25 protein-coding genes are annotated in these 23,058 nt (G+C 42.1%); 10 read left to right on the top strand and 15 right to left on the bottom strand.

What is annotated here, in order from left to right; all coding sequences use genetic code 11:
• Positions 1-4 precede the first annotated feature (4 nt).
• Positions 5-1,054 carry a DUF2955 domain-containing protein gene (locus tag MTN96_RS23945; protein ID WP_004586263.1) on the top strand — a complete coding sequence of 350 codons (1,050 nt, stop codon included), beginning with the start codon at positions 5-7 and terminating at the stop codon, positions 1,052-1,054.
• A gap of 81 nt (positions 1,055-1,135) precedes the next feature.
• Here MTN96_RS23945 and arfB read toward each other — a convergent pair whose 3' ends face one another.
• The gene (gene arfB, locus MTN96_RS23940; protein WP_024033019.1) at positions 1,136-1,549 is read right to left on the bottom strand and encodes an alternative ribosome rescue aminoacyl-tRNA hydrolase ArfB; all 414 of its coding nucleotides are present in this window, start codon (positions 1,547-1,549) and stop codon (positions 1,136-1,138) included.
• 193 nt (positions 1,550-1,742) lie between these two features.
• Between arfB and MTN96_RS23935 the strand changes: the two genes are divergently transcribed.
• Positions 1,743-2,315 carry a hypothetical protein gene (locus MTN96_RS23935; RefSeq protein WP_004586261.1) on the top strand — a complete coding sequence of 191 codons (573 nt, stop codon included), beginning with the start codon at positions 1,743-1,745 and terminating at the stop codon, positions 2,313-2,315.
• An 89-nt stretch (positions 2,316-2,404) separates the two neighbouring features.
• Here the strand turns inward: MTN96_RS23935 and MTN96_RS23930 are convergent, their stop codons facing one another.
• Genes MTN96_RS23930 through MTN96_RS23910 form a run of 5 tightly spaced genes read right to left on the bottom strand, consistent with a single transcriptional unit; the run spans position 2,405 to position 7,003 of the window.
• Positions 2,405-3,151 (bottom strand): SDR family oxidoreductase, encoded by a 747-nt coding sequence (locus MTN96_RS23930; protein WP_171036111.1) that lies wholly within the window; start codon positions 3,149-3,151, stop codon positions 2,405-2,407.
• Between the two features lie 10 nt (positions 3,152-3,161).
• Positions 3,162-3,866, bottom strand: a complete 705-nt coding sequence (locus MTN96_RS23925; RefSeq protein WP_248532903.1) for a histidine phosphatase family protein — start codon at positions 3,864-3,866, stop codon at positions 3,162-3,164.
• Positions 3,866-4,939: a phosphotransferase family protein gene (locus MTN96_RS23920; protein WP_248532902.1), complete on the bottom strand. Its 1,074-nt coding sequence runs from the start codon at positions 4,937-4,939 to the stop codon at positions 3,866-3,868. The genes MTN96_RS23925 and MTN96_RS23920 overlap by 1 nt, the downstream gene beginning before the upstream one ends.
• Positions 4,940-4,951: 12 nt before the next feature.
• Complete coding sequence (locus MTN96_RS23915; protein ID WP_248532901.1) at positions 4,952-5,773, bottom strand: SDR family oxidoreductase; 822 nt, start codon at positions 5,771-5,773, stop codon at positions 4,952-4,954.
• Between the two features lie 9 nt (positions 5,774-5,782).
• Positions 5,783-7,003 carry an acyl-CoA dehydrogenase family protein gene (locus MTN96_RS23910; RefSeq protein ID WP_248532900.1) on the bottom strand — a complete coding sequence of 407 codons (1,221 nt, stop codon included), beginning with the start codon at positions 7,001-7,003 and terminating at the stop codon, positions 5,783-5,785.
• Positions 7,004-7,118: 115 nt separating this feature from the next.
• On the opposite strand from MTN96_RS23910, the gene MTN96_RS23905 reads away from it, so the two are divergent.
• Positions 7,119-8,027, top strand: a complete 909-nt coding sequence (locus tag MTN96_RS23905; protein WP_248532899.1) for a LysR family transcriptional regulator — start codon at positions 7,119-7,121, stop codon at positions 8,025-8,027.
• Positions 8,028-8,085: 58 nt separating this feature from the next.
• On the opposite strand, the gene MTN96_RS23900 is transcribed toward MTN96_RS23905, so the two are convergent.
• From MTN96_RS23900 to MTN96_RS23890, 3 genes are all read right to left on the bottom strand, one after another.
• Positions 8,086-8,958, bottom strand: coding sequence for a bile acid:sodium symporter family protein (locus tag MTN96_RS23900; RefSeq protein ID WP_248532898.1), 873 nt, complete (start codon positions 8,956-8,958; stop codon positions 8,086-8,088).
• 1 nt (position 8,959) lies between these two features.
• Positions 8,960-10,945 carry an AMP-binding protein gene (locus tag MTN96_RS23895; protein ID WP_248532897.1) on the bottom strand — a complete coding sequence of 662 codons (1,986 nt, stop codon included), beginning with the start codon at positions 10,943-10,945 and terminating at the stop codon, positions 8,960-8,962.
• Between the two features lie 129 nt (positions 10,946-11,074).
• The gene (locus tag MTN96_RS23890; RefSeq protein ID WP_248532896.1) at positions 11,075-11,881 is read right to left on the bottom strand and encodes a class II aldolase/adducin family protein; all 807 of its coding nucleotides are present in this window, start codon (positions 11,879-11,881) and stop codon (positions 11,075-11,077) included.
• A gap of 90 nt (positions 11,882-11,971) precedes the next feature.
• On the opposite strand from MTN96_RS23890, the gene MTN96_RS23885 reads away from it, so the two are divergent.
• A complete protein-coding gene (locus tag MTN96_RS23885; protein ID WP_024033009.1) occupies positions 11,972-12,901 on the top strand; it encodes a LysR family transcriptional regulator in 930 nt (309 codons plus the stop codon).
• Here MTN96_RS23885 and MTN96_RS23880 read toward each other — a convergent pair.
• The 4 genes from MTN96_RS23880 to MTN96_RS23865 all read right to left on the bottom strand — a co-directional run bounded on the left by MTN96_RS23880 (position 12,885) and on the right by MTN96_RS23865 (position 17,264).
• A complete protein-coding gene (locus MTN96_RS23880) occupies positions 12,885-15,269 on the bottom strand; it encodes a TonB-dependent receptor (RefSeq protein ID WP_096042644.1) in 2,385 nt (794 codons plus the stop codon). The genes MTN96_RS23885 and MTN96_RS23880 overlap by 17 nt on opposite strands.
• Before the next feature lie 163 nt (positions 15,270-15,432).
• Positions 15,433-16,170 carry a phytanoyl-CoA dioxygenase family protein gene (locus MTN96_RS23875; protein ID WP_096042645.1) on the bottom strand — a complete coding sequence of 246 codons (738 nt, stop codon included), beginning with the start codon at positions 16,168-16,170 and terminating at the stop codon, positions 15,433-15,435.
• Positions 16,167-16,757 (bottom strand): uracil-DNA glycosylase family protein, encoded by a 591-nt coding sequence (locus MTN96_RS23870; protein WP_024033006.1) that lies wholly within the window; start codon positions 16,755-16,757, stop codon positions 16,167-16,169. The genes MTN96_RS23875 and MTN96_RS23870 overlap by 4 nt, the downstream gene beginning before the upstream one ends.
• Positions 16,758-16,907: 150 nt before the next feature.
• The gene (locus MTN96_RS23865) at positions 16,908-17,264 is read right to left on the bottom strand and encodes a VOC family protein (RefSeq protein WP_004588278.1); all 357 of its coding nucleotides are present in this window, start codon (positions 17,262-17,264) and stop codon (positions 16,908-16,910) included.
• A gap of 222 nt (positions 17,265-17,486) precedes the next feature.
• Between MTN96_RS23865 and MTN96_RS23860 the strand changes: the two genes are divergently transcribed.
• From MTN96_RS23860 to MTN96_RS23850, 3 genes are read left to right on the top strand one after another with little or no spacing between them, the layout of a single operon-like run.
• Positions 17,487-17,825 (top strand): hypothetical protein, encoded by a 339-nt coding sequence (locus MTN96_RS23860; protein WP_248532895.1) that lies wholly within the window; start codon positions 17,487-17,489, stop codon positions 17,823-17,825.
• Entirely contained in the window at positions 17,822-19,417 is a 1,596-nt protein-coding gene (locus MTN96_RS23855) for a PepSY domain-containing protein (protein WP_248532894.1), read from the top strand. Before MTN96_RS23860 ends, MTN96_RS23855 begins: the two co-directional genes overlap by 4 nt.
• Positions 19,414-19,755 (top strand): DUF3325 domain-containing protein, encoded by a 342-nt coding sequence (locus MTN96_RS23850; RefSeq protein WP_055254328.1) that lies wholly within the window; start codon positions 19,414-19,416, stop codon positions 19,753-19,755. Before MTN96_RS23855 ends, MTN96_RS23850 begins: the two co-directional genes overlap by 4 nt.
• Positions 19,756-19,992: 237 nt before the next feature.
• Here MTN96_RS23850 and MTN96_RS23845 read toward each other — a convergent pair whose 3' ends face one another.
• Positions 19,993-20,514 (bottom strand): lipocalin family protein, encoded by a 522-nt coding sequence (locus tag MTN96_RS23845; protein ID WP_096042648.1) that lies wholly within the window; start codon positions 20,512-20,514, stop codon positions 19,993-19,995.
• Between the two features lie 120 nt (positions 20,515-20,634).
• Here MTN96_RS23845 and MTN96_RS23840 point away from each other — a divergent pair, with 120 nt between their 5' ends.
• The 3 genes from MTN96_RS23840 to MTN96_RS23830 are packed head-to-tail and all read left to right on the top strand — an operon-like array spanning position 20,635 to position 22,044.
• A complete protein-coding gene (locus MTN96_RS23840; RefSeq protein WP_004588273.1) occupies positions 20,635-21,090 on the top strand; it encodes a YaiI/YqxD family protein in 456 nt (151 codons plus the stop codon).
• A 1-nt stretch (position 21,091) separates the two neighbouring features.
• Positions 21,092-21,634 carry a hypothetical protein gene (locus tag MTN96_RS23835; protein WP_096042649.1) on the top strand — a complete coding sequence of 181 codons (543 nt, stop codon included), beginning with the start codon at positions 21,092-21,094 and terminating at the stop codon, positions 21,632-21,634.
• A 17-nt stretch (positions 21,635-21,651) separates the two neighbouring features.
• Positions 21,652-22,044 carry an ACT domain-containing protein gene (locus tag MTN96_RS23830; RefSeq protein ID WP_096042650.1) on the top strand — a complete coding sequence of 131 codons (393 nt, stop codon included), beginning with the start codon at positions 21,652-21,654 and terminating at the stop codon, positions 22,042-22,044.
• A 125-nt stretch (positions 22,045-22,169) separates the two neighbouring features.
• Here the strand turns inward: MTN96_RS23830 and MTN96_RS23825 are convergent, their stop codons facing one another.
• Positions 22,170-23,051: a LysR family transcriptional regulator gene (locus MTN96_RS23825; RefSeq protein WP_248532893.1), complete on the bottom strand. Its 882-nt coding sequence runs from the start codon at positions 23,049-23,051 to the stop codon at positions 22,170-22,172.
• Positions 23,052-23,058 lie beyond the last annotated feature (7 nt).

The raw sequence follows: 23,058 nt of genomic DNA, 5'->3' as shown, positions 1-23,058 counted from the left end.
CTGTATGACTCAAGCTGTTAGCCAAGCACCGCAATTAGACTCAAACGGTTTACGCCAAGCGCTGCGCATAGCCGGTGGTTGCACTATAGGGTTTACTATTAGTAAATTAATGAACTGGCCATACGGTATATTTTTTACTGTTTACCCTATGTTGCTACTTGGTTTAGTGCCGGTGTTAAATAAAAGCATTGTGCGCCAGTTTTTAGCCAGTGCCGCCATTAGTATTCCAATGGTTTTAATAATGCAGGGCTTGTTTTCGCACCTTCCGGTACTGATGACCATTATCGTATTTTTAGCGTTTTGCTTTTTGTTTTATCAAATGAGCTCAGGTGCGGCTTTTTTATTTGGCGCACTAGGCGTGGTTGGGTTGTCAATTCAACTGCACTTTTCAAGCTATGTAACCGGTACAAGTAGTGTATACCCGCTTATTTTAAGTAATGGTTTGGCTACTGTTCTCTCTATTGTTATAGCGTTTGTTATGCATGGTGTTTTTCCTGATGTAACCGCGCGTGCCGTGAGGGCGGTACCCGCTAAAGCTAAAGAAAGCATTCGCCATGAGGTATTATTATGCGCAACGGTTGCTACGCTTTCGTTTGTGGCGTTTCAAGTCCTCGATTTACAAGATTCAATATCGGCGCAAGCCTCATCGGTATTAATTTTGTTTTCGCTGTGCTGGAAAGCCGCAGGTATGGCAGGTTGGCAGCGCGCTATTGGTACATTAATTGGCTGTAATGCTGCGTTGTTGGCGCAAGTGTTATTGTATAATCACTCTGACTTTTTATTGTTTCCGGTGCTTATACTGTGGACGTTATCGTTTGTATTTAGCCGTTTTCATATTATTGGCGGCGGCGCTCCGGGCATAGGGTTTGGTGTGTTAACCACGTTTGGTATTTTGTTTGGCAACTCACTAGGCCCCGGGCAAGACCTTGTTTATAGCGCCATGTATCGCTTTAGCTCTGTTGCGGTGGCTATTGTGGCAAGTTTATCTGCGGTGTATGTAATGCACCATATATTAAACCGCTTTAGTGCCACCCGCCATCATACCTACGAATAACCCACTCACGCCTACGGTTAACTATTAGCTGTAGGCGTAAATTAAGCATACTTTACTGTAAAGCCATATAAACTTAGTGAGTTATAACTTAATATTTCCGCGCAGGGCTTTGGTTTGCCCATGTTTGGTTTTTTTATCCATGCGCTTGCGCTGCGAGTTACGGCTTGGCTTGGTTGCGCGGCGGGCTTTATTTACCTTGGTTGCACTTAAAATTAAATCTTTTAAACGTTTTAGTGCATCTTCTCGGTTAAGCTCTTGGGTGCGAAAGCTTTGGGCTTTAATTACCACCACGCCCTCTTTGGTGATCCGAGAGTCGTTTAGCTTTAATAAACGTTCTTTGTAAAAATCGGGTAACTTTGAGCGGTTAATATCAAAGCGTAAATGAATGGCGCTGGCTACTTTGTTAACGTTTTGGCCACCGGCACCTTGCGAACGTATAGCAGTTAGCTCTAGTTCCCATTCATCTATAGTGACAGTATTTGAAATAGTTAACATTACGTTCAGCTCTTATCGACAAAAATGCAGTATAACATTTGTAACTATATTTGTGCTGAATCAGCTTAAGTTATAGAACTTTAAAGTATTTATACTACTTTATAGCCTAAATACACCTAATACTTTAGTTATGTATTGGCAAGCGCTTACATTTAGTTTTTAATGGCTTTAATTAAATAATAGGAAACGCCCAATGAAAAAAATAATTTTATCACTTAGCTTATTAGCAATGAGTTTTTCAAGCCTTGCAGAAGATATTAGCGAAGGTCAATTACAAAGCTACATGAAAGCACTGCCGGCTGTTTCTAGCTGGGCTAGCAGCCAAGATTCGTTAAAAAACCTAGATTTAGCAAGCATGCTAGGTGGCTCTGCTGATCAAAATGTTGAAGAGCAAAGCTCTCTTGCTAATAGCGCATTAAGCATGATTAAAGAGCAAGGCTTATATAAAAGCTTTGCCGATATTACTAACCGTTACGGTTTTTCGCCTGAAGAATTAGTATCTGTTGGCTCAGAAGTATCTATGGCTTACATCGAAAACCTTAAATCGGGTCTTTCAGCAGAAAACCAAGAAACAGCAAATAAAGTAATGGGTGGCCTTCAAAGCCTTAAAAGTGCTAAAAGCAGTGACGCTAGCTCGTTAATGGGCTCGTTTGGTAAGGCTTCAAGCGCGGCTGAAGAATCTACAGACCCACTAGTAAGCGAAAACAACCTTGAACTTGTGAGCGAGTACATGCCACAGCTGCAAAAGATTTTTGCACTACTATAATTTTACAAATAACCTAAACCCAGGTTAAGTAAACACGTACATAAAAGGTGGCATTTGCCACCTTTTTTAATGCCTAAAATTTAAAAACCTTACGACATTTTACGAATTGTACTCAGCGGTGCTATTCGTAAAATCCAATGCAGGAATGCCCACGGCCAGCTTGGCACAAAGCTGTTGGCTTTTTCTTTATTTATTGCTTTTACCAGTGCTTTGCAGCCAGTTTCGGTATCAACAATAAACGGCACTGTTTTTACTTTTTCGTTTATTTCGCTTCTTATAAAACCTGGATGTACGCAGCTTACTTTTATAGGCGTGTGCATTACATCTATGCGTATGCCTTCACTTAATGAGGTAATAGCCGCTTTAGTGGCGGCGTAAACAGTCATGGCGCGCCTAAAACCACGTACAGCACTAATAGATGAAATAGTCACTAAATGACCATGGTTTTGCGCTCTAAAAATTTCCATTGCGGCCTCAGCTTGCGCAAGTGCGGCCACAAAGTTAGTTTGTGCGGTTTGTTTGTTGGCATTAAAATAACCCGTACCAATAGAAGCCCCTTTGCCCATACCAGCATTTATAATCACTCTATCAAGGCCGTTAAGCTCATCTTTAAAGGCGTTAAATACGCTAAATACTTGCTCGTGGTCGTTAACATCAAGCACTTTTATGCTAATGGTTATATTTGGGTTTATTTGTTCAAGCTCACTTTTTAGCTGCTCTAATAGCTCAAAGCGCCGAGCACATAAAGCAAGATTACAACCTTGTTTTGCAAACTCTTTTGCCATGCCTTTGCCTAAGCCTGAACTTGCACCTGTTATTAGTATGTTTTTGCGCATAATTAGATCCTTAGGTGTATGTAATTAATTTTTGTTGTGGGTGGCACTCTAAAAAGTGATGCTCGTTTAAACTACTTATCGTTAATTTTTGATTTTTTCCTTTGCCGCGCGCCACTACTTTGGTTACGCCTGCGTTTACTAAGCTCCAATTAATATCAATAAAGCGCTCGAGCTTTAGCCCCATTAAATGGCTGGTTATAATGCTAATAGGCCCGCCAGAGGTATAAATAAGTACCTTTTTACCGTGGTTTTCATTGGCTATTTGTTCAAGCGCGCCAAGTACACGCGCAGTAAATGCATTAAAGCTTTCGTTATATTGAGTGCTGTCGGGATTGAGCACCCATTGCTGTATGGCGCTAATAAATACCGTTTTAAAGTATTCCATAGGCTCGGCTTGCTTGCTAAGTGCCGCGCGAACTTGGCTTGGGGTGGCAAGCTGTGGGTTATAAACCGCTAAAATATGTTCGTGATCGTACTCGTTTAATCGCGCATCGTTTATTAATACCGGCGCATTATTAGCACTTGCTAAACTCAGCTCTGCGGTTTGATTATGGCGCAGCATACTGCCTGCAAATACAGCATCGGGTGTTAGCTGCTTTTGTGCTAAATATTCACCCAGTAGTGTGGCTTGCTGTTGTCCTTTTGTTGAGAGCGTATCGTAATTATCAGCCGAAAAGCTGGCCTGCCCATGGCGTACTAAATATAAAATGCACATTAGACTTTACCTTGGTTGTTTATGGCTTTTTTACAGCGCCATAAAAGGTAATGTACAAACACCCAAAAGTGTTTAAAGGCGGGGTTTTTAGTTTGCCTATGGTGATAGCGGTAATAAATTTGCTGCACAATGCCGGCAAGCCTAAATAGCCCGTACACTTCGTAAAAGGTAAAGTCATCTACGGTTATATTCATTTTTTTACAGTAGTAGGCCACTACTTCTTTGCGCGTTAGCATACCCTCTAAGTGAGTGGGCTGGCGGCGCGTGGCTTGGGCTAAAAAGTCATCTCCTGGCTCTACCCAGTAAGCCAATGTATTGCCCAAATCCATAAGTGGGTCGCCAAGGGTGGCAAGTTCCCAATCTAAAATACCCAGTACGTTGGTGTAGTCGTTTGCATCAAGCACAACGTTATCAAACCTAAAATCGTTATGTGTTATGCAAATACGCTCGTTACTTGGCATGTTGTTTTCAAGCCACTTAATGACTTTTTTACCGCTGGGTACATTCCAGGTTTTGGCTTTAGTAAAGCGCTCGCTCCAGCCGCTAATTTGACGCTGGGTGTAGCCTTCGCCTTTGCCTACATGGCTTAAATTGGCCTGTTTGTAATCTACTTTGTGTAACTCTACTAGGCAGTCGAGTACGTTTTCGCACAGCTTTTTGGTGCGCTCGGGCGTGGGGGTTAATCCGCGTGGTAAATTTTTACGCGGAATTATCCCCGTAAGCTTTTCCATAACGTAAAAGTCGGTGCCGAGTATGTTTTCATCGTCGCAAAACGCCTCCATATTTGGCACATAGCTGTAAACTGGTTTTAGCGCTTGCTGCAGCTTATATTCACGGGCCATATCGTGTGCGCCTTTGGCTTTGGTGCCTTTGGGCGCACGGCGTAAAATAAGCGATTGCTCTGGGTACTCTAGGCAGTAGGTCCAGTTTGATGCCCCCCCTGCGTATTGAGTAACACTTGGCTCGCCAGTTAGCTGTGTAAGGTGCTGTTTAAGCCAGGCATCTACTTTTTGTGTGTCGAGCTCTTCGCCTTGGCGTACGTTTTTGGCTTGATCTAATAATTGTGTGTTCATTGCTAGCCTTTATTATTTTGATTTTAAACGTTGCATAGAGCGTGTTTTTTTCAGCATGTTTTTAATGTACCACTCAACGGGGAGTAGTTTTTTCATTAAAAAGGCCTGTTTACCTAATTTATGGGTCAAAATTAAAAATGGGCGGTTAAGCGACTGCTGATAAATAATATCGGCAACTTGCTCTGCGTTTATGGGAGAGCGCTCAAAGGCACGGTTAAGCATGGTTTTCATGGCCGGCTCGCTGGTTCGCATGGATTCATCAAGATTGGTTTTAAAAAAGCTCGGGCACACAACACTTACATCTATATTATCGTGGGCGAGTTCGAGCTTTAGGGTTTCGCTAAAGCCTATAACCGCCGCTTTTACAGCGTTATAACTGCTCATAAACGGAATAGGGGTAAGCCCTGCTTGTGAGGCTATATTAATAAAGTAGCCACCGCCTTGTTGCACAAAGGCGGGGTAAAACGTTTGGCACACCCGCACCATAGAGAGCAAATTAATATCCATAATCCACTGCCATTGCTCAAGCGATTCGCCCTCAAGCGAGCCGCCTGTGGCAACGCCTGCGTTATTTATAACAATATCTACGCCCTGCCACTTGGTTTGGATAATATCGTAAAGCCCCTTTACATCTGCTTGCTTGGTTACATCGCAGGCGTAAAAAAAAGCATCGCTTTTTAGTGCTTGCAGCTCACGAATGGTTGTAGCTGCACGCTCGGCGTTTATATCGGCAATACAAATTTGTAAATTGGCGCCCAAATTACTTGCGTAACTCAGGGCTAATGCTTTACCCAGCCCTGTGGCTCCACCTGTTATTATTAGTCGTGTTTTCATGGTGTTGCCTTAGCGGTATTTGTTAAGTTCGAGGCGCGAAACCATGCCCATATGTACTTCGTCTGGGCCATCTGCAAGGCGTAAAATACGCCCCATTGCATGAAACGAGGCAATAGGAAAGTCGCTCGACACCCCAGCGCCACCAAACACTTGTATTGCCATATCTGAGACCATTTGCAGCATATTAGGCACTACTACTTTTATGCTCGATATTTCGGTCATGGCGTGTTTAACGCCTTTGGTGTCTATTTTCCATGCCGCGTGCAGGGTTAATAAACGGGCTTGATCTATTGCCATACGCGCTTGCGCTACGCGTTCTAAATTACCGCCTAATTTAAGTAAGGGTTTACCAAAAGCGCTGCGCGACAGCCCGCGTTTAATCATGAGCTCTAAACAGCGCTCTGCTGCGCCAATTGCGCGCATACAATGATGAATTCGCCCAGGCCCCAGGCGCCCTTGTGCAATGGCAAAGCCTTTGCCTAACCCTAAAATAAGATTTTGTTTTGGTACGCGTACGTTATTAAATTCCATTTCGCCGTGGCCGTAGGGGGCATCAAAATCGCCACAGGCACTTAGCATACGCTTAATGTTTACACCGGGTGTGTTTAGCGGCACAAGTACCATTGAATGCTGGCTGTGTTTATCGTTTTCGGGGTTAGAAAGCCCCATAAAAATAGCCACCTGGGCATTAGGATGACCGAGGCCGGTGGTCCACCATTTTTTGCCATTTAAAATAAGCTCGTCGCCATCAACATCTATGGTTGCTTGCATGTTTGTCGCATCTGATGAAGCGACATCGGGCTCGGTCATGGCAAATACTGAGCGAATATCGCCATTTAATAATGGGGTTAACCACTGCTGTTTTTGCTCATCATTTGCAAAATGATAAAGCACTTCCATATTGCCGGTGTCGGGGGCATTACAATTAAATATTTCTGATGCAAATAAACATTTACCCATTTGCTCTGCAATAGGGGCGTACTCTAAGCAGGTTAAGCCTTGTGCTAGTTCTGCATCGGGTAAAAATAAGTTCCACAGGCCAGCGGCTTTTGCTTTCGCTTTTAATGGCTCAATGTGCTCACTTAGTTGCCAAGTGGTCCAATTGTTTGAATTATTTTTAGCATGGTTATGCGCAACTACTGCTTGCTCAATAGGCAATACGTGTTCATCCATAAAGGCGGTTACACGCTTTAGGTAGTCTTGGCTTTTTTGGCTTGGCTCAAAGTTCATTAGGGTTGCCTGTTTATTTTTTAGTTAACCCAGCATAAAACATTCGCCCCAATGAATTAAATGAAATATATTACCAGTTAAGTGTGAATTACATTCATAGTGTGAGCGGGTAATAATGATTGAAGCTAAAAATATTCAACAGTTGGATTTAAATTTACTTAAAATATTTGAATGCCTATACCGTGAAAAAAACATGAGCGAAACCGCAAAGGTGCTATACATAACGCCCTCAGCAGTCAGCCATGCTATAAAACGTTTGCGCAGTGTATTAAACGATCCGTTATTTGAGCGCCAAGGGCAATTAATGCTCCCCACCCCTGCGTGCCAACGTATGGCACCTGAGCTAATAGATTTACTCGAAAAATTACGCCAAGTGCTACAAGCCTGCGGTGACTTTAATTTAGCGACCACTGCACAAACCTTTAAAATAGCCCTGCACGATGCAATAGAGCCTATTGTTTTGCCTAAATTGCAACTTGCACTGGCAAAACATGCTCCCAATTCAAGCTTAGCGAGCGTAAAATTAAGCCGTGAAGATATGCATAAGCAATTAGCTAATCATCAAATAGATATGGCAATTGATGTAGCACGGCCAATAAAAGCGCCCATTAGCCACGCTGTTCTCTCAAGTGATCACTTTTGTGTACTCATGAAAAAAAACCACCCGCTTAAAAACCAACTCAATATAGACAATTATTTAGCGGCTAAGCATGTTGCGGTATCTAATCGAGCAACCGGCACTGTTATTGAAGATATTGCGTTATTGCAATTGAGTTTTAATAGGCAGGTGGCTATACGTTGTCAAAATTATTTTGCCGCGAAAGAGGTAATAAAAGACGCGCCATTTTTACTTACTTTACCTTCAATGGTTGCCAGTCAATTGCTAGACGACACGCTAATAGCACGCCCCGTGCCCACTACTATGCCTGCTATTTATCAGCATTTATACTGGCATCAAAGTACAGATAAAGACGACGCTTTAATATGGTTACGCGGGCAAGTACAGCCTATTTTTAAACGTTAATAGCTATAAAAAAAGCGCCAAACTTAGTGAACTAAATTTGACGCTTCGCGTTGTTTTTTTAAGCGTTTACAAAGCGTTTGTTTTTAAACTTAAGCCCAGCAATTAATAATAGCGGCCCAATAAACATGGCAAGGCCATATACACCGCCCGTTACTGCGTATTCGGGCTTATTTAAAAAGCTTATAGCAATTAAAATAGCCAACGATGCGTTTTGAATACCCACCTCAATCCCAAGTGTAAGCGAATCGGTCAGGTTAAGATTTGAAAGCTTAGCTATGAGCAAGCCAATGACCATTGAGCCAATATTTAATGCAAGGCAGGCCCAAAATACAGCATCAAACGAGCTTGCCAGTAAGGCGCGTTCTTTTATTACTAGCGCGGCTATCATGGCGAGCATAAAAAATAACGAAAAACGCCTAAAAAACGGCTCGCTTTTAATCGCAAATTCGCTTTTAAAATGGCGCAGGCTTATGCCTATGGCTACAGGCACTAAGGTGATTACAAATAGCCCAAGCGATGTAGTTAATATAGAAAAGTTAGCATCGTCTTGCGGCGCAAATTGGTGCATGGCAAAGCCAATAATAAACGGGGTGGTAATAATGCTAATAGCGGTTGAGGCAGCGGTTAAGCTTACCGAAAGCGCTAAATTAGCCTTTGCCAGCTGGCTCACTACGTTTGACATAGCACCACCTGGGCACGCGGCTAAAATCATTAACCCTATTGCTATAGGCGTGGGTAAATTAAGTAAATAACACAAACCTAAAGCCAGTAGCGGCATGGCAATAATTTGGCCTAGTAAGCCCATAGCAATTGCTAAGGGCTTTTTAAAAAGCCGCGTAAAGTCGCCAACTGTAAGCCCAAGCCCCATGCCAAACATAATAAGGGCAAGAGCGAGTGGGAGTATGATTTCTGTTAAAAATGATGCGTTCAAATTAGGCGGCCTCTGTTGTTTTTAATGCCAGCACTTCGTAGTTAAATGAGTACGGGGTTAGCAGCGTTTTTATCTGTTGTTGCAGCGCGTTTAACTCATCTTCATTAACTAAAATTGTGGCTTTTATGCCTAACTTTTTATCAGCAAACACATTTATTTGCACGGTTTTGTTGATTAATTGCTCGCTAAGAGCCTCTGTAATGGTTTGTTTTATTTCTAGGCAAACCAATTCGGGCTTATAAATTTTACCTACGGCAGTAAGCGGTATTTCATCAATTATATAAATAGCTTTTGGTATTGCTGCCCGCTCAGGTATGTTGGCGCTAACATACGCGGTGAGATCGTCAAGTTTAAGCGTGCTATTTGGGCTTAGCGTTACGTAAAGTACGGGTACTTCGCCTGCGTAGCTGTCGGGGCGTGGCACGGCGGCTGCAAGTGTTACTTCGGGGTGGCTGGTTGCGGCATCTTCTATCATTTTGGGGTCTATATTGTGTCCGCCTCGTATTATTAGCTCTTTTTGCCTACCACATAAGGATACATACCCGCTCTCATCTATTTTTCCTAAATCGCCGGTTCTAAAATACTGTTGGCCGTTTTCATCAACTACCCATGCGCCTTGGTTATGCGCATCTTCTACATAACCCGGAAATACGTTATTACCGGTTATTATTATTTCGCCAACATCGAGTGTATCGCAAATTTTAACAAGCGTACCTTGCTCGTTTATATCGGCAATTTTAAGCGTAATACCAGGTATTGGCAGCCCTACAGAAGCCTCTTTATTAATTGGGTTTACAGGCATTAACGTACTTACTGAGCTGCCCTCAGTTGAGCCATAACCCTCTACCAGTGGGGTGTTTGTGAGTTTAGTAAACAGGGCTTGTAAATCTGATGAAAGCGGCGCGGCCCCACAAATGGCAAACTTCATTTTAAGCGGTGGCACCGATATTTTTTGCGAGGTAATTTGCTCAACCATAGCAGCGTAAACCGTAGGTACGGCGGTCATAACGGCTACATCGTAATTATTAATTAGGGTGAGTAAGTTTGGAATGATGTTTTTACCTCTAAAGCCAGAAGGGCTTGCGAGTAAAATTTTACAGCCTTTCATAACTGAGGCTATGCCTGTGGCTACCGCCGCATTTACATGAAATATGGGCAAACCTACTAGCATGGTATCGCCTGCGTTTACTGGCGAAAGCAAATTAACCTGCCCTGCATTGGTGAGCTGGTTTAAGTGTAAGTGCTTGGCAAGTTTTGGTAGGCCGGTGGTACCACCCGTATGAAAATACGCGCACACATCGCTTTGCTCAGGCAAAGTAAAATTAGCTGCTTGCGTACTTTGCGCCGCGAGTAATTTTTTAAACCCATACACGGGTACTTTATTATTTTGCGAGCACGCTATGTCGTCACCAAATAAGCTAATGACCGCTTTTAGGCCGGGTATATGCTCTTTAATTGCCATTACTTTTTGCCAAATATCGCTACCAGGGACAGGGCCTAGGGCAATGATTACTTTGGTATTGGCTGAGATCATAATTTCTTTCATTATGGACTCATCAAGCAAGGGGTTTATAGGGTTTGCAATGCCAGCGGCCTCTGCTGCCCAAAGCGATACATAGGTTTCAGGGAAGTTAGGTAATACCAGCGAGGTTACATCGGTTTTTGTTATACCTAATGAGTGCAATGCATTGCCAAGCCCTGTTACGTTATTGGCAAGCGCTTTGTAGCTCATTTTACGGTGCGGATTAGCAAAGCTTTTACCTTTAAAGGTCATTAAAATGCGGTGAATAAGCTTTTTTGCAAACGGAATTTGCGCTTCGCTAATGCAGTCGCCATCTAAAATGTATTCAATAGCGGTTGCATCACCAAAGTTTTTTGCCGATTGTAAAATGGCATGATAAGTAGAGCGAGGAAGTTGCTCTGGTGATATTTCCGCAAGGTTTAAATTGCCAACATCGGCGTGGTTTTTAATTGTTGTTATATTCATAAAACCCTCAACGTATCTTTATAATGTGTGTGTTTGCGTGTGAGTGCATAGTATTTAAACGCGGCTTTGGGTGTGTGGGCCATTACCGCGCAAATTTTAGTCTATCAAAATTAAGCTATTGCCAGTGTTTTAATCTAAAAAGCTGTTATCTTTTGCGGCAACAACCTGATACATGGGCTGAAAGTTCCCCCATGTAACTAGCTCTGAGCCATTGGCTTGTTTAGTGTGTAGCGCAACATCGTGAGAAATAAGCTTGGGCTCGCCTGCGGCTTGCGCTAATAATTGGCTTTGGCAGCAGCTATCTAGCAATACAAAATTGGCAACTGCGGCATCAACCGACGAACCAACGGTAAGTAAACCATGGTTTTGCAAAATAACAGCGCAGTGATCAGCCAGTGATTTAGCTATCATGTCGCCCTCTTCGCTGTCGGCTACTACGCCGCTAAATACATCAAATACGCTATGGTTTTCGTAAAATACGCAGGCATCTTGCGAAATAGGTTTAAGTAGCTCACCTAATGCCGAAAACGCACGGCCATAACGTGTATGGGCATGGGCTACTGCGTTTACGTCGGGTCGCGCCATATGTATGCGTGAATGAATAGCAAACGCGGCATTATTAATCGGTGTGCTGCCTTCAATAATATTACCTTTATGATCAACCCGAATGAGATCTGACGCTTTAATATGCGAAAAATGCATACCCACAGGGTTTACCCAAAATGTATCGGGCTCAATGCAGTCGCGAAGTGTTATGTGCCCAGCAAGTCCTTCATCAAAACCGTACATGGCAAATACTCGAAACCCAGCGGCTAGGCGTTGTTTTTCGTAGCTGCGTTGCTCGTTTAGGGTGCTAAATTTAGGCGGCATAATAAGTTTAAATTTGTCGCTGCCTATGGTCATTTTTGCGGCTTGCTGCTTTAGTGTATTGCTCATAATAATCCTAAATTAAACTCTGTTGACTTTAGTTTAGTCTCGCTTAAGATAAATAGAAGTGATGTTAATTAATGGTTAAACATAAATACTATGCATGGAAAGATAGATTTAAACCTGTTTGTAATACTTAAAACGGTATATCAAGAGGGCAGTATTACCACTGCAGCGGATAAACTGCATTTAACGCAACCTGCTGTTAGCCATGCGCTTTCTCGCCTTAGAGAAAAGTTTGACGACCCATTATTTATTCGCCACGGTCGGCGTATGGTGCCCTCACCTTTTTGCCAAAAAATAATAGCGCAAGTTATTGAGTCGGTGCAGGTATTAGAGTCAACCTTAAATAACGAACGGCTTTTTGATATAGCCGCCTTTAAGCGCGAAATTAAATTTGGCTTTAGAGATATTTTAGAATCGATATTTTTTCCGCCGCTAATGAGCGACCTACTCACAAACACCCCCAATATCACGATTAACAGCCGTCAGGTGTCGCATGTTGATATGGAAAAATCACTCGAAAACCAAGAGCTCGATATAGTCATTGATGTACTTACCCCTACCAGTAACCACATAAAAAACACCTTTATTTGTAATGAGCATTTTTCGCTAATTTGTAGGCACGATCACCCAATATTAAATGACTTAACCGTACAAAATTACGCAAAGGCATCGCACGCGTTGGTGTCGTTAAAAGGTGCGCAGGTAGATATTATTGATATGGCGTTGGCAAAGCATGCACTTGCCCGTAATGTAGTGCTTAAATGTGAACATTATTTTGCGGCGACTAAAGTGATTAGCCAAAGCGACATGATAATGACAATGCCAAACGCGTACGCGCAGGTATTAAAAGAGCAAATGCCTGTGCATGTAACTAGCTTGCCGTTTGATGTGCCGTTAATGCCCGTGCACATGTATTGGCACGAACAAGCTGATGACGATTTAGTAAATAGTTGGATGCGAGAAAAGCTGCTAGGTTTAGCCCAGCAACTCATCCCTGCTGACAAACTTAAAAGCGGTAATTAAATTGTGCGTGATAACTGCGCCCACGCTCTGATAAAAAACGGTGTGCGTAGCTAATAACTGGCACATCGTTGGCCTGCGAAAAAGTTTGTTTATCGGTTAGGTTTTTAGCTAATAACGCCACCGACCAATCTCCTTCACTGCTACCTAGCTCTATGCGTAAATTTAGCTTTTCAAAAGCGCTTTGCTTGGCTATTGGGTCAAGATCTTGCTCTAAAAAGTAATCGTCACTAAAGTTAAGCGCTAAATTGCTACTTAAGGTAAGGTTTGAAAACACCTCGGTATTGTAATCAATCGCTATATTGCCTGAGTAATCGGGAGCAAACGCGCCAGTTTGCCCGGTTAAATCTTGAAACGCTTGGCCAAGTAGCTCGCTTTGCATAACCGTTGGCGATGCACTGGCGTATTGTTCGTATTCAAAATCAAGCACCGCAAGGTTTGCCGATAGCTGCCAACTTTGATTTATTGCCCAGCGCGAATCGAGCTCAATCCCTTTTACTTTGGTTTCGGCGGCATTTTTAACTACAAATGCATTACCATTAAATTCAGATACTTGTAGGTCATCGTACAGGGTGTAAAACAGTGTAGCATTTACTTGTAGAGTATTTTTAATTGGCTCGGCTTTTATGCCAAATTCAAAGTTTGTGGCTTTTTCGTCGTCAAACTCAAAGCCTGAGTTTTCATCAACCGTGTTACCTTGTGAGCCATTTAAGCCAGAGCCATCAAAACCACCGGCTTTGTAGCCTATGCCAGCGCTTGCAAATAACATGGTGTTGTTAAACCCTAAATATTGCACACTAATATTGGGTGATAAGTGCGATTCATCACGCTTAGCGTTAAGGTTATGTACCCCCGCGCCCGAAAGCTGCCCTGCAATAGTGGGCGCAGCGGCATTAGCAAATTGTTGTACGGCTTGCGGTGTGTTTGGCTCAAATACGCTATACACACTTTGTACGCTGCTTACTTCTTTTTCTTCTTTTTGATAACGCAGGCCAAAATTAGCGCGCCATTGCGCGTTTACATTCCAAGTAAGGGCGGTAAATGCGGAGTAGCTTTGTTGGTCTTGATCAAACAGCGCATTTACGCCCAATGATGTACCCACTAAATCAGGAATAAGTAACGATGCGCCAAATAATATATCGTTTGGGTGCTCAAGCTCACTGCTCATGTAAAAAATGCCCGCTACGTATTCAAGCGTGCGCCCTGTTGGCGAGCTTACTCTAAACTCTTGCGTAAACTGGTTATAGGTTTCTAAGTAGTCTTGTTTTATAAGCGGGATTTCTGAAAAGTCCGCGTCAAATGTTGAGTCCCAATCGTACTCGCTATACGTGGTTACAGAGGTAAATTCGTATTCGCCATGGTTATAGGTTAATTTAAGTGATGCGTTATCAAGCGTGGTTTTACTTTGCTCATTAAGCCCACCTGGGTGATCATCGCCCGATACCGAACTTGTGTAATCAAGACCCGAGTTGTCGCTTAATAAAAGTGAACGATACCCTACATTGCCTGGGTTAGTAGGGTCATTTGCTATTTGTAAATCTCGGTTGGGAGTATCAATAATGTATTGGTAGCGCGAGCCATGCGATTCAAACTCACCGTGTTCCCACTTAAACAATGCGTTTATATCATCGTTTATTTGCCAATCTATTGATAAACGTGCACCTGATGAGTCGTTAGATTGCTCATCACTTTGGCGCGCTTGGTTATATAAAAAGCCATCAACAGAATGGTCAAATGCGGCAATACGAATGGCTAAATCATCGCTAATAGGAATATTTATAACGCCGGTAAAACGCTTTTCGTTATCAGAGCCAAACTCTGCCGATACGTTACCTTCAAGTACATCGGTTGGCGAATTTGAAACCATACTAAAGGCACCTGCTGTGGCGTTTTTACCAAACATAACCGACTGCGGACCTTTTATAAGTTCAAGGCGCTGCATATCTAAAAATGGAAATTTAGCCTGATGCCCGCGTCCTAAATACACGCCATCTTTATACATAGCAACCGATTGCTCAAAGCCTGAGTTAGTACCCGAGCCAATGCCGCGTACAAAAATACGTTTGCTGCTTGAGGTTTCGGTTATATGCACGTTAGGTAGGTTTTCGCTTAGGGCGAGTAAATCATCAACACTGTTTTGCTCGAGGTAGTCGCCAGAAAGCGCTTGAATAGAGGTAGGAATATCTTGTAGCGATTGCACCCGCTTTTGCGAGGTGACGGTAATGGTTTCAAGCTCACTTTTATTTATTTTTTGCTCGCCAGCTTGTGCCATACCCACGCTTAATGCGCTGAGCGTAAATAAAGTCAGTGTTTTTTGTTTTAAAAAAGCAGGTTTTAAACGTGTGTGTGATTGTGTGTGTTCAGTTGTCATAGCTGCAACTCCATTATAGAGGTTATTTTTATTGGATAATTTTGCGTCTATTTCATACTGACGAGTCTTAAAATAAATAACAGTGATGTTTATTTATTCAACACTATTAGTAATATTTATAGTTAAGCGAAAAAGTGTTGTTTTAAATGGGGTTATAGCGGGTTTAAAGTAGATTAAAAAATACTTGTGGATTAGCGGTTTTATTTGCTACTGCCGAGCTTGGGGTGTTTGCTGCATTGATAAAGGCAGTAAGCTGTGGTGCATTTTCGCAAAAAATAATATCCAGTGCTAAACGGTTTTTGCCGTATAAGCCTCGGTGAATCATATTGGCTGAAAACAACAGTAAGTCACCCGCATTAAGTTTAATAACTTTGCCTGTAGTTAAGTTATCGCTTGGCAGCTTATTATTTTTTGCAAAACGTACATTTAGCTCCTCTGGTGTATCCCAATTTTTATGCGAGTGGGGCACAAGCTCTATACCTGGTTCGTCTTCAAGGGCTAACCGGCAGTGCACTACGTCGGGCCCGTTTAACGCAGCTTGTTGCTCTTGCACATTTAAATGGTATTGCATATCGCGATGCCAATAATTTTTTTGTGTAACATTAACGGGATTAAAAAATAACTGAGTATTTAAAAACAGTGGCTCACTAATCGCCTGTTTTACACGCTTAATTAATTTGTTATCAGCTATTAAACTAAATAAGGCTTCGTTTTGCTGCGCCGTTAAATACTCACTATTTGTTATGCCCGAGCTATTAATTGCACGGGATTGATAAAACTCATGGTTATTAGCCTTCCACTTTGTATGAAATGCATTAATTGCTGGCTTAATTTTATTTAGCTCTTCGGTGCTGTAAAGCCCCTTTACAAGCATATAACCGTTTGATTTATAGTTGTTCATTGTGGTTCTTTATTTAATATTGCAGCAACGCGCTCAGCAAGTTCTGGCAGTACATCTTGTGCAAACCATGGATTTTTTTTAAGCCAAATATTATTGCGTGGACTTGGGTGTGGTAGCACCAAATGCTCCGGCCAATACTCACGCCACGATTTTACTAACTCGGTTAAGGGCCTGTTTTTAGTATGCGGTAAATGATAAGCCTGCGCGTATTTACCGAGCACGATTGTAAGCTCTAAATTTGGCAGAGCGGCCAGTAATTGCGCTCTCCAAGCAGGTGCACATTCTTTACGCGGGGGTAAGTCGCCCGACTTACCTTTACCAGGGTAACAAAAGCCCATAGGTAAAATAGCTATTTTTTGCGGATCATAAAACTCATCAACACTTAGCCCAAGCCATTCGCGTAGGCGGTTTCCGCTGGCGTCGTTAAAGGGCTTGCCAGTTTCGTGTACTTTTATGCCCGGTGCTTGGCCGGCAATTAAAATACGCGCATTGGCATTAAATTGTATAACGGGGCGAGCACCTAACGGTAAATGAGGTTCACAGATCACGCATTTACTAACTTGCTCAATTAAATTGATTGGATCCATATAAATCTGGCCTTAAATGCTTAAATTTTGTTCTAAATGGCCATTTAGACCTAATGAGTTGGTAAAAAATCGGTTTATTTTACTCAAATTAGTTATTAGTTGGTAAAATCGTGATCTCACTTGAAAATAATAACTAATTATTTGATATATTTATTGTTTTTCTGACCATACGGCAAATTCGTTACCACTGGGCTCGGTAAAATGAAAGCGGCAGCCACCGGGGAACTCAAAAATAGGTTTTACTATTTTGCCGCCATATTGCGCTACTTTTTTAAAGGTTGCGTGAATGTCGTTACTGTAAAACACCAGCAGTGCGGCCCCATGTTGAGTAAGCGATTTAAGCGGTGCTTTAAAAAAGCCACCATCAAGCCCTTGGCCGCTAAATGCCGTATACTCTGGGCCATAGTCGGTAAATTGCCAGTTAAACACGTTAGTAAAAAAGCTTTTTGTAGCTGTTAAATCGCACGCGGGAAATTCTACATAATTTAGTTTTTCGTGGTTGCTCATTTTAAATTTACTCATTGGCTTGCCAGTATTGACCACTGTAAACCTTCGTTATTAGCTAAGCAATAACCCTAAAACGGCAGAGATCAGTATTTTACTAACATGCTAGGCACGAATGTTAAATTAACTAGAATATACAAATGAGAATCGCTATCTTTTGTATTTGTAAGCTTTATAATAACGCCTTATTTTTATCCTCGTATTTGAATAAGGGATTTGTTAATTATGCAGGCACCTCTGCACATAGCACCTTTTACCAAAACTAACCTAGCTGCGCTTCTAAAGGTGGCCCAAAGCTATAGAGTGTTAGTATTTTTGCGTTTTATTATTGCCATAGTGGGCGGCTATGCATTTACCTCAGCGTGTATTTCATTATTAAGTGTGCTGCTGCCCATTCCTAAGCAAGATGCCGTATTACTGTGTGTGTCTATCAGTATTTTAATTTACGCCGCGGTGTTTATTTATGCGTTTTCGGTTAAGTCGTTAAAAACTGTTTGGATCAGTATTTTACTAAGTACAAGTATTTTTGTTGCTGTATTGGCATTACTGAAGGGTTGGCTATGAAAGACAGTTTTTTTAGGTCGATGACCTGGCTACATACCTGGGTGGGCTTACTTACCTGTTGGATTATTTACGTAATATTTTTTGCAGGCACAGCGAGCTTTTTTAGAGACGAAATAAATCTGTGGAATCAGCCGGCTATACACAATGTGCAAGCCCAAACCGACAGAGTGGCCGCGCAAAGGCAGCAAATTATAAAGGGCTTTGATTATTTGAATCAGCACGCTGCAAATTCCCCTAGTTGGCGTATTACCTTGCCCGAAGAGCGAATACCGTATTTGGTATATGGCTATGCAAAACCTAAAGAGCCGGGGCAGCGCCGCAGCCAGTTTGTAAATACCCAATTAAACCCAAACACCATGCAAGCGCTGCCTCCTTTTGTTGAAAGTAAAGGTGGTAACTTTTTTTACCGGTTGCATTATCAGCTTTATTATTTAGATGCCATAACAGGGCGCTGGGTAGTGTGTTTTGCCAGCTTTTTTATGCTGCTGGCAATAATTTCCGGCGTGGTTATTCATAAGCGCATATTTAAAGATATGTTTACTTTTAGGCGCAATAAAGGGACTCGTAGCTGGTTAGATGCACATAATTTAAGCTCGGTACTTGCCCTACCGTTTCATTTAATGATTACCTACACAGGCATCATTACGCTTATATTTATGTTGTTCCCCTACCCTGCGTTAACGACTTACGACAAGGGTATGCGTGGCTTTTTTAACGATGTAACACCTAGCAATAACGTGACTAATAACGCCCAAGGCAGTGCAGAATTGCTCCCTATAAAAACTATTTTGGATCAAGTTTATACCAAGTGGCCTAGTGCAGATATTACGCGTGTTCAGGTTAGTAAACCGAATATGGCCGCTTCAACAGTAACGGTATTGGTAAGCCCTGCAAAGGCGCTTCGCGATCAATCTCCACGGCTTTTGTTTAGTGGTGCTACGGGCGAGTTAGTAGCACAAACTGATGACGAACTTAGCAGTAGTAAAGCACTTTATGAATCACTTAACTCTATGCATACAGGGCGCTTTGCTACGCCTTTACTGCGCTGGTTATACGTACTTGGCGGAATTGCAGGCTGCGTAATGATTGGCTCTGGCTGCATAATGTGGGCTAAACGCATACGCGAGCGTAATAAGGGAAAAGCCTCATTTGGCTTACAGTTAGTCGAAGGTTTAAACCTTGCCACCATTATGGGTTTACCACTGGCTACTTGCGCCTTTTTTATTGCCAATAGATTACTTAGTCCAACCGTAGCAGGGCGTGGTGAAAAAGAAGTTACAGCGTTCTTTTTAGCATGGTTAGTGGTTGCCGTTATGGCACTTTTAAAACGCGATAGGCTGCAATGGCGTGTAATGGCTGCCATAAATGCCCTCGCGTGTTTGAGTGTACCGGCAATAAATGCGCTTACCACACAGGGTAATATAGTGAGCTACTTACTTAATAAACAATGGGCCTTGTTTATTTTCGATGCGGTATTTTTACTGTTTAGCATACTGTTTTTAGTACAAACCGAAAAATTACGTACTGCTTCTAGTGCATCTAAAAAAGCAGCTAATAACCTAGCCGATAATAAAAAGGGGCAAAAAGCATGATTGATTTACTTAGCTTTAGCCTCTGTTTGTTTGCTTTTAATGGTTTCGCTTTGGCAAAACCAGCGCATTTTAAAACGGTGTTTACAACGCGTCCCTCTAAGCTGCAAAGTAATTTGCTACTAATAGTTGCCTGGATCAGTATTTTACTAAGTTTATTGTTCTGCGTGGTTACGCAGCAGGGATACGGTGCTTTACTGTTTTGTGGCTTTATGGGTCTAAGTGTATTAATTATAACGATTTTTTATAATTTTATAGAAAAGTTGATTAAGCCATTTAGCTTTTTAAATATGTTACTGATTGGCTTATCAGGGCTATTACTGGCAGTAAATTCACTTTAGTTAGTAAAAACCTGATCCAAAGAAAGCCATTAATTTTAGACAAAAAAATGGCAAGCTATAAAGCTTGCCAACAATAGGGGGATATTCAGTATGTCCAACACTTGCATGTCTCGTTGCAAGTGCAGCTAATATAGCCCTAACATATTTAACTTACCTTACAGTGAGATGATCGTTTTATTACAGCTGTAACAATCATTTGCTCAACAACTGTAAAGCCCCTTTACATAGCTAAATAACCTACTGTTTAACCCAAATAACTTGCTCTGTAGCAAAGCCTAGTTTGTTTGCTTTAGCTATAAAATGTTGTTTAAGCTCGTCACTAACGGTAGGTGTACGCGATAAAAACCATAAAAAGTCGCGGTTATAACTTGTAATAAACGCATATTGGTAGTCGTCTTGGTCTAATTCAAAAATAACGTAAGCACCATAAAATGGGCCAAAAAACGAGACTTTAAAATGGCCTGTGTCAGTCCCTTCTACAAATTTAGCTAAGCCCTGTGCTTCATCCCACTTTTGCTCTTTAGTTATAAAACCTTTGTTGAGCACTTTTACTGTGCCATCGTCATTTACGGTGTAAGTCGCGGTTACTTGCTCCATACCCTCTTCGAATGAGTGATCAAGGCGGGCAATTTCGTACCACTTACCTTTGTATTGCTCTAAGTCAAAGTTTTTAACCGGAGTAATGCCCTCTGGTGCGCTTGTACAGGCGGTGAGTAAAAATAACCCTGTAATGAGTAAAATAGTCGTAATGGCCTTCATGAAAGCTCCTTTTTAAAAGTGATGTTGTTTGTACGGCTCTAAGCCAATAAAGTTTGCTAGCCGATTAAAATAAATTGCTATAGGATCAGCTAAATACTAGAGCAATTAAAAGATTTAAGCATGAAAATATGGGTAGATGCCGACGCATGCCCTGTGGTAATAAAAGAAATACTTTTTAGAGCCGCTGAGCGCACGCAAACACCAACCATTTTAGTAGCTAACCATGCAATGCGCATTCCGCCTTCAAAATTTATAAGCCGCGTACAGGTTTCGAGCGGGTTTGATGTGGCCGATGACGAAATAGTAAAACGCGTAGAAAAAGGCGATTTAGTTATTACTGGCGACATACCCCTTGCCAGTGAAGTTATAGATAACGGTGGCCAAGCACTTAACCCGCGTGGTGAGCTTTACACGCCAGAGAATATTCGCTCGTTATTAAACGTGCGCGACTTTATGGATACCATGCGCTCAAGCGGCGTAGAAATGAGTGGCGGGCCACCACCGCTTAGCCAAACCGACCGCCAAAATTTTGCCAATAACCTCGACCGTATTTTAGCGCAAAAAAAGGCGAGCTAGTGTGAGTGAGCAACTAATTGGCTTAGGTGAGCAAGCCTTTAGCGTAGCCGTTTATGTGGCAAAAGCGCCGCCTATGCCCTACTTTGAAACCCTACAAAGTGTTGAGCCTGTAATAAACGAGCAAATAAATACCATAAACCAGCACTGTGGTAATGGCTGGCGTAAAGTGTTTAACGTATACGCTAAAGTGTTGTTTGCGCTACCGAGTGAGCATTACAGCTTTGCTAAACAAGCCGCTAGCTGGCAAGCGTATCGCGATACACTTTTACTGCAAAAAAACAGTAAAACAGCGCTGTTATTTAGTGCGCCCATCATTAACGGCACAAATAAAAACCAACTGCATATTATTGCTGGGCGAACCCATGCTAAAAACTTATTACAGCAAGGTAAGCTTAATGCGCAATTTAATTGGTTAGACGATGAGTTTGCAATTGATACAACGAATAACATTATTGTGTGCCCGTACTTTGATTACCGGCAGTTAAGTAATATTAAAATAGCCCGATTAAGCGAGCTAGTTGCCAAGCTTAAAACATCTAATTAAAAATGTAAGGACTCAACATGGCGGGAATTTTAGAGCTAAATACGTTATTAAAATCAATGAACCCCGAGCTTAAACAAGGTGAATATATATTTTGTTGTTTAGCAGGCAACCTTGCTGACTACGTTCATTTAAACCCGCTTGCCAGTTACGTTGAAGAAGAAGGCCTAACCCTTATTTTAAATGCAGATACCGCCAATAAAGCCGGTATTACTTATGAAGCTAAATATAATTTAATTACCCTTAATGTGCATTCAAGCCTTGAGGCTGTTGGGTTAACCGCTGCGGTATCGGCCAAATTAACCGAGCATAATATAAGCGCTAACGTAGTAGCTGCGTTTTATCACGACCATATTTTTGTACAAACCGATAAAGCGCAGGCCGCGATGAAAGCACTTGGTGAGATTTCTTGAGTTTGCGGGCACAGCAACATGTTAGGTGATGTGGATATTAGCGCATCGGGTGGCGCTTCGCTTAACCGACCTACGTTTTAGAATGAGCTTGTCTTAAGCGTTTGATCAGAATTAATATATCCAAATTACTCAACCACTAACTTTGATACCACCCATTTATGCAGTGGGTTTTTATTGTAGCGTGGATGCCACGCCGCTATTACATCAAACGGAGCTGGCAGCTGCTGTAGCTCTATTTTTACCAGTTCGGAGCTTATCGCGCGTGAGGGTAAAAACGCGATGGAGTCGGTGGTTTCTAGGTACATAGGCACAATTGAAAAACACGGTGCCGATACAACAACATTGCGCGTTAAATCAAAGCTTTTAAACCAATCGTCAATAGAGCCTTTAAAATTTGGGCGCGAAGGCGAGGCTATAATACTTGGGTAACTGGCTATTTGTGCAAGGGTTGGTTTTGTGCCTGCTATTGATGAGTTAGCTGAAGTAACGCAAATATGTTGCTCTTCAAATAACTTAATAATGGGGTAAGTACTTGGGATGTAGTCAGGGAAGGCAATGGCTAAATCAACTTTACCGTTTTCCATTAAATCGTGCAGGCTGTCGAGTTCAAAGTCTCTTATTATTAATTTTAAATTAGGTGCTTGCTCTCTTAACTCTTTTACAAGCGCTGGCAAAACAACTTGCTGTGCGTAGTCGGTAGCGGCTATTACAAACGCACCATCAACTGTTTTTGGGTCAAATATTTTAGGCGCTAATAATGCCTGAAAATCGTTTAGCAGCTTGTCTATATCTACCGATAACTCTTCTGCATAAGGCGTTGGCACAAAGCCGGTGGTTTTTCTTAAAAACAGCTGGTCGTTAAATACATCACGCAGCTTTTTGAGTTGCTCACTCACAGCTTGTTGGGTTAAGCCTAATTTACTCGCCGCTTTTGATGCGTTTTTTTCGCGAATGAGCGCCTGGAAAATACGCAGCTGCTTTATATCTAGCCTGTCTAACTTACTCATGCCAATG

Source organism: Pseudoalteromonas sp. 2CM28B, from assembly GCF_023161935.1.
The sequence above is the reverse complement of the archived record's forward strand: the minus strand, read 5'-3'. Positions and strand labels throughout refer to the sequence as shown.